This window comes from Facklamia sp. P12950, assembly GCF_050409465.1.
Classification (GTDB): Bacteria; Bacillota; Bacilli; order Lactobacillales; family Aerococcaceae; genus Facklamia.
The window spans coordinates 29,102-45,369 of sequence record NZ_JBNUPK010000009.1 but is presented as its reverse complement, the minus strand read 5'-3'; the positions used below and the strand labels follow the sequence as shown (position 1 = coordinate 45,369).

Sequence of the window (16,268 nt, the reverse complement as noted above, 5' to 3'; positions counted from 1 at the left end):
AATCGTTCTCTCATAGTTTTTTAATAATTTGCTAGTTTCTATCCAGATAAAGTGTTGCTTTTTATATTGAAATTACCTATTATAAAAGTAGTCGAAATTTTTAGATGCATAAAGGAGAAATGAACTTAACTATGGACTCTTCGGAGAATTCACTGATAGCGCAATTAGTCTTAATTTTATGTTTAACCGCAATTAACGCTTTTTTCGCTGCAGCAGAAATTGCTTTTGTTTCAATTAACCAATCGAGAATGAGAACGTTAGCGGAAGAAGAGCAGAACAAAAAAGCACAACGAGTGCTGAGATTAATCGATAATGCAGATGATTTTTTAGCGACCATCCAAGTAGCAATTACTTTGGCAGGTTTCCTTTCATCTGCGTCAGCTGCAACAAGTTTTGCAGATTATATAGTAAGATGGATACCATTTTTTCCGGGTGCGAAGTCACTTTCAATAGTGATAGTAACGGTCTTGCTTTCTTATGTGACCTTGGTCTTGGGTGAGCTTTACCCTAAACAAATCGCTTTACAAATGCCTGACAAAGTAGCTATGGCTACTAGCGCCATTGTTGAATGGGTTCAAAAACTATTCACTCCATTTGTTGCCTTATTATCGGTTTCTACTGGCTTTTTAAAGCGGTTAACACCTATTGATTTCAATGCTGATAACGACCAGTTTACCCGTGAAGAAATGGTGGCTATTCTAACCCAAAGCCAACAAGAAGGAACAATCGATTTAGCGGAGTATTCAATGCTTGAAGGAGTCCTGTCGCTTGACTCTAAGCTTGCAAGAGAAGTCATGGTTCCACGGACCGACACACAAATGGTTGATATAGAAGATGAGTACGATGAAATTCTCACAACTATTTTAAATAGTCCTTTTTCACGTTTGCCTATTTATGAAGAAAGTAAAGATAATGTCATTGGTGTGCTCCATGTTAAGCAATTATTAAAAACGGCCAGTCAACAAGGTTTTGATCAGATTGATTTTTTAGAAATTGCTAACGATCCTCTATTTGTCCCTTCTACGGCCTATATTGATGACTTGCTGTTGGAATTCCGTCGAGAAGAGACCCATATGGCTATCTTACGAGATGAGTATGGTGGTGTCGAGGGAATCGTTACTCTTGAAGATTTAATTGAAGAAATAGTAGGTGATATCAATGATGAGTCCGATATTACCGCTTCTGTCGTTCGCAAGATCGATGATATGAATTATTACATTAATGGCGTTATGACCTTAGAAAAGTTCAATCATTATTTTGATGAGCACTTAGACTCAGAGGAAGTAGATACTATCGCTGGTTTGATGATTCAAGTGATTGGCTATGTACCAGATGATGACGAGCGTACATCAGTCAGAATGAATGACTATGTCTTAACGACCAGTAATGTTGAAAATGGAAGAATCCGTGGTATTCAAGTCACTCATGATTCAGCCTATGCTTTAGAAACAGATTATAGTCTCTATGAATTTGAGCACGATAGCGATCGTCGGGATAATGACTATGGTTTAGATACTGAAAAAAAATAAAACAAACCGCAGTGAACGAGTGAGTCAAAAGACCTTCTCGTTCACTCTTTATTTATAAGGAGATGAAAGTATGTTAAATGAAATGATGCATCGACCGGTAGTGATGGAATCCATCGTTCAATTTATGCGAGAGGGTCAATTGCCTTTTGAAGGACAAGTTGCAGAGATAGAAGCCTATGCTAACGAGAGAGGAATACCCGTCATTCCTCATGAAACAGCAAAGTTTATTGATTTTTTATGTGCAAGTCTTCAACCCCAGCGCATTTTAGAAATCGGAACAGCTATTGGTTTTTCTGCTAGTTTAATGGCTCAGCACTTACGAAATGATGGACACTTAACCACCATTGACCGCTACCCTGATATGTATGAAAGGGCAAAAGAAAATTTTGCTAAACAAGGGCTAAATAATCGTATTGAACTTCTTGAAGGAGATGCAGCAGACTTATTGCCCCAGCTAGATGAGGCTTATGATCTTATATTTATGGATTCCGCCAAGGCAAAATATATCGAATTTTTACCTGAGTGTATGCGTCTTTTGCGACTTGGAGGGATCTTGATTATTGACGATGTTTTTCAAGGAGGAACCATTTTACACGACGAAAAAGAGATTCCCAAACGGGTTCGTAAAATTCATCGTAAACTCAATGAGTTGCATCAAGTAGTTTTAACTTCCAAAGAACACCGTTCTTGTTTAATTCCTTTAGGAGATGGTTTGCTAATGATTCGTAAAGAATCAGATAAGATTGATTTTTAAAGCCAAAAACAAAGCAATTAAAAGTGTCGTATTTTGACTATTTACATGATAAAGGTATAATATGCATAGAAGAAAAAAGGAGTCGCAAGCTCAATAATAAACCCTTCCTCGTTAATTTTTTTATGAGAAGGAGATAAGGAGTGAAACAGCGTGAAATTAATTCTTGTTGTGGACGATGAGAAACCAATCTCAGACATCATTACATTTAATTTGAAAAATGAAGGATTTGAAGTAGAGACAGCTTATGATGGTGAAGAAGCTCTTGAAAAGTTTGCTGAAAAATCACCTGATCTCATTTTGTTAGATCTAATGCTCCCTAAAATTGAGGGACTCGAGGTGTGCCGTGAGATTCGAAAAACCAGTTCTGTGCCAATTATTATGTTAACCGCTAAAGACTCTGAAATCGATAAGGTTTTAGGCCTAGAGTTAGGTGCAGATGATTATGTGACAAAACCTTTTTCAAACCGTGAGTTGGTTGCTCGTGTTAAAGCTAATTTACGTCGAAATACTGTAAGAGAAGAAGAACTAGAAGCTGCTCAAAATAATGACATCGAAGTGGGAGACTTGATTATTCATCAAGATGCCTATATTGTTTCAAAAAATGGAGTTGAAATCGAGCTAACTCACCGAGAATTTGAATTGTTACATTACCTTTCTTTACATATTGGACAAGTGATGACGCGTGAACATTTATTAGAAACTGTTTGGGGCTATGATTACTTTGGTGATGTTCGAACAGTGGATGTTACTGTAAGACGTTTACGTGAAAAAATTGAAGATTTACCAAGTCATCCGACCTATATTATCACCAGAAGAGGGGTTGGCTATTTTCTTAAGAACCCAGATCAAGAGTAGGGAGCAGTTTAATGAATCGTTCGTTTTTATGGATACAATCGATTTATGTGAAAATTCCCTTGCTATTTGTAGTGATTTTAGTAATCGTTTTTCAGTTTGTCAGTATCTATTTTATTGATCAGTTGGAAACACAGACCGTTACTGCAATGAAGGAACAGATAAATACGCAAATCGATTTTCTTACCAATAATGTTGTCCCCATTTTAGAAGATCAACAATTGACGACTGAAGACCGTAACCAGCGCCTAGAACAGGCGCTGGATTCTTTCAGTTCAACCTATTCCACTAAAATTCAAATTGTTAATTCACAAGACTATCTATTAGCTACTAATGACTTGGCTGAGCGTTCTTCGATTGGAACTCGCACGAATGATGAATTAGTCCGTAATGTTTTAATTAACCAACGTCCCTTAGAGGATGATTATTTCATTCGTTTTCAACAACCTTATCATGTGGTGAAGCCGATTCTTTCGAACAAGGGAGATCGAACCGTCATGCTAGGGGCTATTGCTGTGCAAACAGAAATGGATCGGATAAATGAACAAAGAGAGAAGGTAACAGATCTCTTTTTAAGAGCCATTTTAATTGCCATTTTAGCTGGTTTTATTTTAGCCTTTGTGCTTTCGCAAGGGATTACTACCCCGATTGAAAATATGCGGCAACAAGCTTTACGCATTTCGGAAGGAATATATGATTTTCCGGCTGAAGTCTTTGGACATGATGAAATAGGAGACCTTGCTGTAACCATTAATGACCTGGCTGTAAAAGTTAGAGATGCGCAAGAATCGACTGAATCGGAAAAGCAACGCTTAGATGGTGTTTTAAGACATATGACTGATGGCGTAATTGGTACCGATCGTCGAGGAAATATTCTCTTAGTAAATGATCGAGCCTTACTCTTATTAGACATGTATCAAAACGAAGCTGTAGGTCAGCCGATTTTAGAAACTCTAGGCATTAATGAAAATTATACCTTAGCTAAGTTTTTAAAAGGGGATCATGAGGTTTTGGTTAATCGCTTCGTCGATGGGATGAAGACGGTTTTAAAATGTGAGTTTTCAGTGATCAGGCGAGAAACAGGCTTTGTAACGGGCCTAGTTTGTGTGATTCAAGACGTTACTGAACAAGAGAAAAATGAACAAGAACGTCGTGACTTTGTTTCCAATGTTTCTCATGAATTAAGGACCCCGCTGACAAGTATCAAGTCTTATTCGGAAGCCCTAGTGGATGGAGCTTGGAAAGATGAAATGCTTGCTCCGGAGTTTCTTGAGGTTATACAATCCGAATCTAATCGCATGATTCGGATGATTGGTAATTTGCTAGATTTGTCTAAGCTAGATGGCGGTCAAGTGAAGCCAAACTTTGAATATATTGATTTTAAGCGTTTAGTTAACTATATCCTAGACCGGGCAGAGTTTACCTTAGAAAGTGAAGATAAACCTAAGTACCAAATTGTTCGTCATTTAACCTCAAAAGAAATTTATGTAGAAATAGATCAAGACCGTATTACTCAAGTGATTGATAACTTAATGAATAATGCGATGAAATACTCCCCTGATGGTAGTAAGATAATTGTAACCTTGGCGGATTATCGTGACCATGTTGTATTTAGTGTGAAAGACTCAGGCCTAGGAATTCCGCAAAAAGATCTTCCCTATCTGTTTGATCGTTTTTACCGAGTAGACAAAGCACGTTCGCGCCAACAGGGAGGTACTGGATTGGGGTTAGCCATTTCTAAAGAAGTAATTGAACTTCATGGCGGTAAAATTTGGGTTAAAAGTGAAGAGAATAAAGGTTCAATATTCCTTTTCTCTCTTCCATATACTGAGCTTGAGTTCGAAGATGATTGGGAGGATGCCTAATGAATAAACGAATTTGGATTTCAGTTTCTTTAATAGTGGCTATTCTCATTAATATTGTTTTTTCTTATTTTCTAATTAATAATCAAGCTTTTAAAATGCTTTATCAAAAATATGCTGATTTACCTAAGTCAGATATGCAGATAGGTGAGGTAACGATTGATCAACCCTATTTTCAAACGCATCAGTTAGAACTTACCGACTTGGTCGCCCCTTACCAACTTATTATTAAAAATGAAGGTAAGTACTATCATGCTTATCAATCTCAAGTTCTTCAAGAAGTTCATAAATTAACTGATGAGCCCATCACTGTGCTAGTGGATAATCAACCACAAATTGATCCGATTCAATTGGATGAGATCATGGGCGAAGATCATATCCAATTTATCTATTTGACAAAAATTTCGCTACTTTTATTAGAAGATATGGTCGAAATACCAGAGGGTGCATCTACTCAATTCAAGGTCAACCGTGTCATCCTTCCCGTTGAAAAGCCAGGAAAAGTTTATTTTGTAGATTCTGTCAATAAATCCTTCTTGGAAGGGAGAATTAGACGATCGATAGATATTGAGCAATTGTTTGCCGCTATTGCTACAGGATCTGCTGATCGAATTGAAATGGCTGAATATGAGATTAATCGAGACACAGTGTATCTGCCTAAAGAATCCTTAGCTTCTCCAAGTCAAGTGTATTCTCTTGAAAAAGTACCTGAAAATTATTTTATTGATCCAGTATTTGAAGGAGCTAACTTTGATATTACTCAACCCGACTTAAATAATGTGCGTTCTTATCATACTTATAATAGTAGTTTGATGATTGATGATGACACCAATATTATGACTGTAAACCATCATAATAATCAAATTAACGGTCTTTTAAGGAGTGAAGAGGATTTAGTAACGCAAAAGGATTTAGTAACGCAAAAGGATTTATTGCAAAAAGGCTTAGAATTAGCTGAGCGGTTTAATTATTGGGGGGAAGATGTAAGGGTCTTTTCTGAGCAAAATAACCAGTTGATTTTGCGTCGCTTTTTAGCAGGGATGCCTATCTTTTCAGATCCTACTTTACCGGATTATGGAGCAAGCAAATTGAGATTCACTTCGCAACGCAGTCAATTAAAATTAGAAAAGTTACAAATGTCTTTAGTGATTTTAGGTGTAAACATTTCAGATTTATCTTCACCTCAGCTTGTTGAATCAGGAGCAGAAATTGCTGAGCTTTTAGAAGAACAGAATCTCAAATTCTCAAAATTTAATCAAATTATTTTAGGCTTCGAATGGCAAAAAGATATGGAAAACTTCAAGAAAGTGAATTTGGTACCAAAGTGGTTTTTTGTAGTAGGGACTCAAGTCTATTCGATTGATCAATTAAAAGATGGCAGTCTACGCATTATGCTGCAGCAAAGAGACGCCAGGACCAATGCTTAGCTGACTGAGGATAGAAGGGAGAAAAAATGGATTTCAAAAGGATACAAATTATATTGCTTGTTTTCTTTGTAATTTTTGATATGTTTTTAGCCTATCTCCTAGTAGAGCGCGGAGCATTTGGTCTCAACTTTCAAGACCCGACAGCTCAAATTAATCCCGTTCAGGAAATGAAAGATCGTGGAATTAAATTCAAGGATGCTGTTGAATTGAACGATAATGCTCCTGAATTGGCAGTGTTAAAAAACACCCCTAACAATGAATTGTGGAGTAAAAGACAACAATTACAAAATCAAATTGTTTCACTTGATCCTGATGGCGTCTTGGTTAGTGAATTCTCAAGTCCGGTCGAATTAGACATTTCTCTTGGAGAGGAAACATACAGTTTAACTAATGAAGATTTTGCATGGATTCATGAAAATATCTTAAAAGACCCTACTTACTTTATTAATGGAGAATTTTATTTAAATCATTGGTATTCTCCGCAAGAGCGAATGATTATCATTCGGATGGTGACTAAAAAAGGGGGAAGTTTAGAAGATTCTTCCATGAAATCGGCAGTACCAATTTCTGATGGAACAGCAGAGATTCGTATTTTATTAGATGAAAATTATGACATGATTTCTTATATGCAGACCTATCAAGAGCCTTTTGTACGTTTAGAAGATCAAAGACAATTAATCTCAACCAATGAGGTAATTGCTGTTGTAGAAAACCGAATTGATACCACCTTGCCCAACGATGCTGAAATAGTTTCAATGACTTTAGGCTATTTTCGTTCAGTTGAAACCAAGCAATTTAATTTATATTTACCCGCTTGGGAATTAATCTACTATCGTAAAGAGAGTGGTCAGACGATCTCAGTATTAGTGGATGCTATTAAGGGTAATGTTGTTAACAAAAAACCAAAAAATTAAAAGATAACTTTTTAAAAATTAGTAGTGAAAGAGTAAAGGTGTGAGATATGAAGACTTATTTTTGTTTGCAGACATTACGAAAACACATAATTTATAGCATCATTCTTTCTGTTTTTCTAATTGGAGGAGTTTTGCATCATACAGTAATTGCTCAAGAAAATGCCTATGAAGTCAAAGAACAAAGCATTGAAGCGACAATAGATGCTAAAGGTAGGACCCAAGTACGTCTATATTATCAAATCCAGGCTGAGTATCTGAATCAATTAGAATTAAGTATTCCTACTGAAAATCAGAATTTATCGTCTTATCGAATGGGAATGATCGAAAAAGATCAATCCATTAATTATCTTGCTGAAACTTCTAGTGGAGTAGCAGGAAGCTATCAAATGACTCAAACCCCACAAGAAGCAAGGTTGATTATAAGCTATCCGGTTGTCAATGATACAGTGGAGTATATTATTGAATATGATTTGGAGCAATCAGTGACTAACTACCAAGATGGTGCTTATTTTGAAGGAAGCTGGATTCCTTTAGTCGATACAGCCAAAGAAAGAAAAAGCCAACTGAAGTTGATGATGTCTTTTGCTGGCTTGATTGAGGAGGAAGCACTTTCTTATTGGTTACAAGGAGGAAAAGTAGAAAATAGCGAAATGCTTAATCAAGAAGGTCAAACCACTTTTACTTTGAATCTTTTCATCAATCACCCTACAGAGAATAATGACCTTCTTTCTCTTCATATGTTTTTCCCTAAATCGGTTACTCCTAATAATACCAATATAATCGATATTAAAGGGAAACAATCGATTGAAATTAGAGAAGCTCAAATTCAAAAAGATATCGCTGATCAAGTTAAACAAAAGGAGTATCAATTATTATTAAGAACCTTCTTAGCCATTCTTATTCCTCTTATTGCGACCCTCTTTCTTTATCGTAGCTACCAATTAAATAAAAAGAACGACACAATTCCCATGGTTGAGAAGACTAGATTAGGAATGATACCTGAACCGATGGATGTTTGTTTGATTAATGCGGTTGTTTATGATCAAGCCCCTGGGTCTAATGAGTTAGCGGCTAGTCTGTTAGAATTAGGAAGAAAAGGGTATTTGAAGATTCTTCCGGTTAGAATGAAAAATAGGAGTCACAGTCGAATAAGAAGCGGTTACACTCTGGCTTTTCAATTGTTAGAAGACCGATCAAGATACACCCACCTTCCGAGCCATGAACGCTATGCATTAGAGTTAATTAGCTTAAGTATGAAGGAAGGAGCAGTCATAACTTTAGAAGAAATTATTGTAAAAATTCGCCAACAAAAACAAATAAAGAAGAAATATCAAGATTTGTGGAAAAAATATACTGATGCCATTGAAGTGAAAAGTGTTTCAGCGGATCATTTAAAAAATAAACACAAAAATTTTTCACCTCTTTTAGCCATTGCCAGTAATGTTTTGACAGTCCTCTTTGTTATAGGAATTTCTTACGACATGTTTAATCAGCAAAGAAGTCAATGGTTAGTTTGGATTTTATTAGCGCTTGCAAGTATGCTCATTATTCAATTGGTCTTTCTTTTCTTATTAAGCAAGCAAAAAAAACATCAAAAATCAAATAATCAACAAAGACTCGTTTGGAATTTATTTAAGCAAGACTTACGTAACATCAATCAAATTGATTTAAGGCGATTTTCAACTATTGATCAGTGGGAGAAAATAGTGATCTATGCTGTCTGTTTAGATGAAACAACAACCATTCAACAAGCCTTTACCCATCACTTTGATATGGCAGACTTAGAGAAAGTTAGTAGAAGTCAAAATGCTGATTTTTATCGTGTCCAAGGGTCCGTTGCGAATATATTACAACCAGCTATTAAAGAATGGATTGAATTAATTGATCCTAAAGGCAACTGGTTACGTCGCTTTTCAGAAGGTGACTAGTAAAAGGGGAGGTATTTTAATGTTTAAGCATTTCCTTCAAAAAATCTTGGTTTTTGTAGTCACACCGCTTTGTATTTTCGCTTGTCCATTAAACCCAATAATAAGTGCACAAGAAGTTGATTTTTCAATTACTGAGCAATTCATTAATGCCAAGGTAATGGAAGATGGAAGCGTTGAATTTACAGATTATCAATATTATGATGCAAATTTTATGAACGGTGTCTTATTTGATTTAGATCATGAGGGCTATCAACTTTCAAACTTTTCGGTTGGCGTTAGTGAGGATAGAGAAAGCTCTATTGAGATTTTAGACATAGCAGACAATGAAAATAAAGGGACCTATCAAATGCATGAAGAAAACGGTAGACTTACAAGTAAGATCTTTTATCCCTTAGAAAAAGAAGGCAGGTATTTTGTTTTTCAATATACCCTCGAACAATTAGTCACCAATTATCAGGACACTGCAGAGTTCCTTAGAAAATTTGGGCGCTCAGATTTTACAACAGATGTTCAAATTCGCATTGAACTGCCACAAAAAGCTGAAACTAAAGAAGAGGTTCGTGCATGGGGTTATGGGGCTCCTCAAGGGGAAGTGAAAATTGTTGAAGAAGACCAAAAAACAGTTGTCTATCTAGACGTTCCTCAGCGCACTGCCAGTCAGTTTGTTGAAGGACAGATTGTGTTTCCTAAGGAGTGGACCTCCCTTAACTCGAATAAGATCGATGAAAAGCGATTAGACCAACTCTTAGCAGCTGCCCAAGCTCAAGTCGAAAAAGATGCTCAAAATGTAAATCAAATGAAAATGATTGCCTATATAATGGCTATACTTGGGTCAGTCGGACCGCCTTTATTGCTTTTAATTAGTTTAATGAAATATCGTCATCAATCGAAGCAGTTAAATCCTCACCCCGTTTATGTACCAGATTATTTTTATGATCTACCTGAAGCTACCACACCTGGTCAGATGGCAACAAAATATCTTCGTGAATGGCCAAATGAAGATGACTTTGTTGCGACCCTTTTACACTTAGTTCAAAAAGGTTGGTTGAAAATAGAGGCCCTACCAGGTAAGAAACAGTCTGCTGAGACTGTAAAGATTATTCCTCTTTACTGGGGTCCGGATTATCCTGAGGGTATATTAGAGCATGAGAAATTTGTTTGGGATTACTTTACTCAAGCAAATGAAGGAGCGGGTGTTACTTTAGCACAATTAGACCAGTTAGCTGAAGATAATCCTTCATTTCGTAAGAAACAATATCGTTATTGGTTACGATTTAAAAATAAATTAGCAGTAGAAGGTGAACAATTTTTAGGCCAAGCCTTAGCTGAAACACGAAAGATTGAAATGGCCAATAATACAGCTCTTATTTTAATAATTGCTGGAATTATTATTAATTTACTCTTTCTATATAGTTTGGATATCGCTCGGTTATTACCAATGAAACTAATCGGGGTGATTATCGGAATTGGAACAGTCTTATCAGTTGGACTATACATCTATATGCGAATAATCATGAAAAAACGACCACTTATGACCACCGAACAACAAGAAATGAGGGATAAATGGCGTGCTTTCAGCAAGATGTTAAAAGATATTGGGCGTTTTAATGTTAGAGAAATTGCCTCTTTACCTCTTTGGGAAGAATATTTGGTCTTTGCAACTAGTTTAGGAGTAGCGGACAGGGTTGTTAAAGCGATTGAAATGGAGTTTAAGCCGAGTGAAATTCATGCCCAAGAGCACAGGCCCTATACATTGGCGCACCCATACCTCTATGGGTCTTTATTCCGCAATCAAGTGACTCAAACTATTCATTCTGTTTCCCCTCAAACAACAGCTCAAGGTGGTTTTGCAGGGAATAATAAGGGTGGATTCGGAGGTGGTTTCTCTGGTGGATCGATGGGTGGCTCCGGCGGTGGAACTTTCTCTGGAGGATTTTAGGTAAGTGTGTAGAACGGAACAGGAGTGAACGCAAATGAAAGAAGCAAAGTTAAAATTTGAGCAACAATTATATACCAACTATCAAAGTCAAACGGCTAAAGAAAAGATAGAAGATATTTCAGCTCAACGGACTGATTTAAGCTTCTCAATTTTAGCAAGTGGCTCAACTGGCAATTGCACTTATATTGAATCGGGCCAAAAAAGATTTCTAGTTGATGCAGGCTTAAGTGGGAAAAAAATTGAGGCTTTATTTAAACAAATCGATCGAGACATTAATCTAATCGATGCTATCTTCGTCACTCATGAGCACAAAGATCATATTCATGGGGTGGGAGTTCTTTCTCGACGGTACAATCTTCCTATATATGCTAATAGAGAAACTTGGAAGGCCATGGATCGAATGATTGGTGAGATTGCTCCAGAAAACAAACAGTATATTGAACCGGAGACCATGTTACAATTGGGTGATATTGATATTGTGAGTTATAATGTGAGTCACGATGCAGCCCAACCACAGTTTTATGCCTTTCAAAAAGGCAATAAACAATTTGTAATGTTGACGGATACAGGTTATGTTTCCGATCGATTGCGCAGTCAACTTAGGAATGCGGATGCCTATTTAATAGAGGCTAATCATGAAATTGAACTTTTGAGATATGGTCCTTATCCTTGGTCTGTAAAACAACGTATTCTTAGTGATAAAGGTCATTTATCTAATCAAGATGGAGCACTAGCTATCCGAGACTTAATGGGATCCAAAACCAAAGATATCTACCTCGGACATTTAAGTCAGGATAATAATACCAAAGAATTAGCTATGTTAACGATGGAAGACACTTTACAAGCTTATGATGTGGATACTGTAAGGGATTTAAAACTTCATATGACAGATCCAATTAAGGCCACACCTATTAAAAAAATATAAACAGATCTCAAATTTCTACAATTCACTTTAAAATTAACGATGATAATTCATACTTTCTTAAAAAAACAGTGTTATAGTTCATTCTGTAAGTATAATAGAAAGGACGTATAGTAAAATGAGAGAAGAATATAATCAAAATGATGGCACAAAACGTTGGCGTAAAATATTTGTGGGTCTTTCAGGCATGACTCTATCCTTATTATTGGCAGGTAGTTTGAGTTTTAATAATGATTTTTCGGCCTTTTCACAAGAACCCTCTCAGGTGGAAAGCACCATTAAAACTGCCGACTCTGTTCAACTACCAGAAAATGAACAGAATATGGTAGACACAGTGGATCAGGCAAGTGAGGCAGTGGTGTCCATTGCAAACATGCAAAAAAGTTATCAAGGATTAGATCCTTTTTGGGAATATCAATATAACCAATACTTCATACCAGATGAAGAAGATCAAGATTTGCAAGTGATTGGAGAAGGGTCAGGAGTTGTCTATCGCATAGATGGCGATAAAGCATACATTGTTACCAATCATCATGTAATTGAAGGAGCAGATGCTTTAGAAGTTCGTTTAAAAAATGGTGAAACTGTCAAAGCAGAAATTATTGGAAGTGATGCCTTAAGTGATTTAGCTGTAATAACAATTGATGCTTCTGCAGCAAGTAAATCCTTAGAATTTGCTGATTCTGATAATGTTCAAGTTGGACAAGTCGCTATTGCAATTGGTTCACCCTTAGGTAGTGAGTTTGCAACATCAGTAACTAAAGGGATTGTTTCTGGTTTAGATCGATCTGTGCCAGTGGATTTAAATGGCGATGGTGTACCAGACTGGGATATGAGTTTACTGCAAACGGATGCGGCCATCAACCCTGGTAATTCAGGAGGAGCCCTCTTAAATTCTGCCGGCCAATTAATTGGAATTAATTCAAGCAAACTATCAGCGACCGATGTCGAAGGAATGGGCTTTGCCATTCCATCTTCAGATGTAGTGGATATTATTGGCCAACTTGAGAAAAACGGCGAAGTCGTTAGACCTGTATTGGGCATCCGTTATACTAGCTTGAGATTAGTCCATCCAGATTATCGCACCCAAGTAATGGGCTTGAATGATGAAGATGTAAAGGGGGCCTTTATCCGTGAAGTAGAACCTGAAGGGTCTGCTGCTAAAGCTGGTCTTAAAGAGTACGACTTGATACGTGCTATTGATGGCAAGGAAATAGAGACGATTAATGACTTGAAAAAATTCCTTTATGAATATAAAGTTGGCGATAAAGTGAAATTATCTATCCGCCGTGCTAAAGAAGACATGGAGATAGAAATCACTTTAGAAGCAGCGGTTGAAAACCCGACAGAAATTCAGCCTTTCCCATCCGAAGAAGAGTCTGAAGAATCGAATAGTGCAGTTCCTTACTAGTTTATCCACAAACATACAGGCTTATCCACAGCATTTAAAATAAACTGTGGATAAGTCTTTGTTTTATTAACAGTTATCCACCTAATGAAAGGAGTAAGGAATGATACGTGTTGATATAATCTGTGTGGGCAAAGTCAAAGAAAAATACATTAAAGCAGGAATGTCTGAATATCTCAAAAGATTGTCAGCTTATGCAAAGGTTTCAATTCATGAAGTAGCCGATGAATCAACTAAAGAGCAAATGACTGATACGGAGGTTGAACAGCTTTTAGAACAAGAGGCTGAGCGCATAGAGAAGAAATTAAATAAACAAAGTAAAGTTTTTGTTTTAGCTATTGAGGGAGACTTAATATCATCAGAGGATTTAGCTGAATCAATCAATCAATTTGCTACTTATGGACACTCGCACATTAGTTTTATTATTGGCGGGTCTTTAGGATTGGCTGAACGATTAAAAAAAACAAGTGATAAAGCTATCTCATTTGGTAGAATAACGCTTCCTCATCAGTTGATACGACTAGTTTTAATTGAACAAATCTATCGAGCTTTCCGCATTTTAAACAATCATGCCTATCATAAATAAGTACAAAAAACCTCAGATGGCTAGTTTCCATCTGAGGTTGAATGTATTAAAGACGATTTTGATAGACTGTTTTAGCCAATTCTAAAAGATAAAACTCCGCACCTTCCACACTTGGGTGAATAGCGTCTTCTCGAAAATATTCCGGATGACCTGTTGAGATAGCTCGCCAATCAACTAAATGAACATTAGAGTATTTTTGAGTAAGTGTTTGAATCACTTGATCAATTTGATCTAAAAATTCGATGTCAGAGTTTGAGTTAACTAAGTATATTTCTCGCTCACCAGCCATCTTTATCAATTTTTCAACGGCCGGAACATCCAACCCCCCGTTAGTTCCTAAGTTAACGACTAAGTTTTCCTTCACTAAACCCTGGTCTATAAGCGCTTGGAATTTATCGTAAGATGTCCAAATGTTTAAACTAACATAACCAAATGCATTAGCCTGATCAAAAAATGTGTTAATATTAGCTCCAATAAATTGAGCCACTGAATCACCGAATAATGTGACTGGAAGGTCATTAGCATAGAGTATTTCTTGCGGGCTGAGGATAGTTGCCAGCTTAGGAAATTGCTGTTGAATTTCTTCGAATCTTTGTCTTTTTTCTTGAGAAAGACTGGCAATCTGATTTAAGATAGAGTCTTTTTGGATAGATTGTATGACTTTATCCGCTAGTGTTGTTTGGTTGATGGAATATGAAAAATTACTAGCTGCTAGTTGATCAAAATCATTTAAACATTTTTGAGATTTTTTAAATGACTGATCCACTTTATAATAAGGACTAAATGGATTGGGATTGGTAGCGTAGATTCCATATTGGAGATCAAATAAAGCTAGTGGTATATGATTATCACTTCGAAGCAGGCCAATCAAACTAGAAATTATTAAAAAAAGATAGCTTGTTGCAAAGGCAAAATCTTTTTTGTTGCTATTTGGGAAATGTAAATATCTTTTAACCCAGTAGAGCTTCCTTCTTAGGCTGATTTTGTTTGAGAAGAGTATATGGAAACGATTAGACTCAAAAATATAATAAAAAATAGAAGAAAAAAGGATAATTGAGCATAGGCCGATTAATTTTAAAATATTCATGTGATTAGCAAATAAACGTTGAAAACTAAAAGTGACAACTAATAAAGGATAATAGCAAAGATATATACTATAAGATCTTCTACCTAACCAAGTGAAAATTTTGTTACCTAATAACTTTTCAAAAACGATGAATTTCTGCCCAGCACCTAAAATAAATAGGGCAGTAAATAAATTAGAATAAGGAAGTCCTAATAAATAGCCTGCTGCTTCTTGATCGGATTGAGAAAGAAACTGAATAAGCAATAGAATTAGAGCTATTATCACGATAAAGAAGTAATGGATCCTTAATTGTCGTCTTTGAAGTTCTTCAACTGTTTCTTGGATTACTAGAATAAGGTAATAAGTCGCTATCCCTATCGCAAAAGAAGCATACCGCGTTTGAAAACTATAATAAATGTTTGAGGGATCCTTTTGATAGGAATAACCATTTGCAGTTAAGAAAGTACATAGACTAAAGATAAAGAGCCAAAATAGGCCTAAATAGATAGCAGGTACTTTTATTTTTTTGCTTAAGAAGACTAAGAGTCCAGTTATTAAAAAGGATTGGAGATAAACGGCTACATACCATAAGTGTGTTAAATAAGAAGTTACAGCCATATCCGTAAAGTAAGAGCGACCGTTTAGAATTTGAAAGTAATTATTGGCAAAAAGGAGACTAGCAAACAGTTCGTTGCGCATAGACTTAAGTATGAGAGGGTTAAAAATTTGAAGGAAAAATAAAATTAATATAATTAACCACATCATCGGAAAGAACAAGCGTTGGACTGTTTTTTTGAAAAGAAAGAATAATGATTGCCAAGACTCTACCCTTTTATCTTGGTAAAGTTTTATAGTTAAAAAATAACCTCCTAAAACGAGAAAAAGATTGACTGCCAAAAATCCACCGGGGAAAATAGTTGGCCATAAATGATAGAGAATAATAAAAAGAATTGCAATTCCTTTAATACCATCAAACGATTTAATTCTAGCCATAATAACCGTCCTTTATTGATTTGTTGAAATAATTCTAGCATAAAAATTTGAAAGAAAGGTGAAATTTTACAAACAGATTACATAAAAC

The 16,268-nt window shown here is 36.1% G+C and carries 12 protein-coding genes; 11 read left to right on the top strand and 1 reads right to left on the bottom strand.

Annotated features, from left to right (window positions below):
- The first annotated feature begins 131 nt into the window (after nt 1-131).
- From ACQV2Q_RS07900 to rlmH, 11 genes are all read left to right on the top strand, one after another.
- On the top strand, nt 132-1,529 hold the full coding sequence (locus tag ACQV2Q_RS07900) for a hemolysin family protein (protein WP_428874023.1): 1,398 nt from the start codon (nt 132-134) through the stop codon (nt 1,527-1,529).
- 70 nt (nt 1,530-1,599) lie between these two features.
- Nucleotides 1,600-2,283 (top strand): O-methyltransferase, encoded by a 684-nt coding sequence (locus ACQV2Q_RS07895; RefSeq protein ID WP_428873979.1) that lies wholly within the window; start codon nt 1,600-1,602, stop codon nt 2,281-2,283.
- A 150-nt stretch (nt 2,284-2,433) separates the two neighbouring features.
- Entirely contained in the window at nt 2,434-3,138 is a 705-nt protein-coding gene (yycF, locus tag ACQV2Q_RS07890; RefSeq protein WP_428873980.1) for a response regulator YycF, read from the top strand.
- 11 nt (nt 3,139-3,149) lie between these two features.
- Nucleotides 3,150-5,000 (top strand): ATP-binding protein, encoded by a 1,851-nt coding sequence (locus ACQV2Q_RS07885; protein ID WP_428873981.1) that lies wholly within the window; start codon nt 3,150-3,152, stop codon nt 4,998-5,000.
- Nucleotides 5,000-6,424 (top strand): two-component system activity regulator YycH, encoded by a 1,425-nt coding sequence (gene yycH / locus ACQV2Q_RS07880; RefSeq protein ID WP_428882433.1) that lies wholly within the window; start codon nt 5,000-5,002, stop codon nt 6,422-6,424. Before ACQV2Q_RS07885 ends, yycH begins: the two co-directional genes overlap by 1 nt.
- A 26-nt stretch (nt 6,425-6,450) precedes the next feature.
- On the top strand, nt 6,451-7,338 hold the full coding sequence (yycI, locus tag ACQV2Q_RS07875; RefSeq protein WP_428873984.1) for a two-component system regulatory protein YycI: 888 nt from the start codon (nt 6,451-6,453) through the stop codon (nt 7,336-7,338).
- 131 nt (nt 7,339-7,469) lie between these two features.
- A complete protein-coding gene (locus ACQV2Q_RS07870; RefSeq protein WP_428882432.1) occupies nt 7,470-9,266 on the top strand; it encodes a DUF2207 family protein in 1,797 nt (598 codons plus the stop codon).
- Between the two features lie 19 nt (nt 9,267-9,285).
- Complete coding sequence (locus ACQV2Q_RS07865; RefSeq protein ID WP_428882431.1) at nt 9,286-11,205, top strand: DUF2207 family protein; 1,920 nt, start codon at nt 9,286-9,288, stop codon at nt 11,203-11,205.
- 34 nt (nt 11,206-11,239) lie between these two features.
- The gene (locus tag ACQV2Q_RS07860; RefSeq protein ID WP_428873987.1) at nt 11,240-12,130 is read left to right on the top strand and encodes an MBL fold metallo-hydrolase; all 891 of its coding nucleotides are present in this window, start codon (nt 11,240-11,242) and stop codon (nt 12,128-12,130) included.
- Between the two features lie 115 nt (nt 12,131-12,245).
- The gene (locus ACQV2Q_RS07855) at nt 12,246-13,538 is read left to right on the top strand and encodes a S1C family serine protease (protein WP_428873988.1); all 1,293 of its coding nucleotides are present in this window, start codon (nt 12,246-12,248) and stop codon (nt 13,536-13,538) included.
- Between the two features lie 103 nt (nt 13,539-13,641).
- Complete coding sequence (rlmH, locus tag ACQV2Q_RS07850; protein WP_428874024.1) at nt 13,642-14,121, top strand: 23S rRNA (pseudouridine(1915)-N(3))-methyltransferase RlmH; 480 nt, start codon at nt 13,642-13,644, stop codon at nt 14,119-14,121.
- Nucleotides 14,122-14,167: 46 nt separating this feature from the next.
- On the opposite strand, the gene ACQV2Q_RS07845 is transcribed toward rlmH, so the two are convergent.
- Nucleotides 14,168-16,180, bottom strand: a complete 2,013-nt coding sequence (locus ACQV2Q_RS07845; protein ID WP_428882430.1) for an acyltransferase family protein — start codon at nt 16,178-16,180, stop codon at nt 14,168-14,170.
- Nucleotides 16,181-16,268 lie beyond the last annotated feature (88 nt).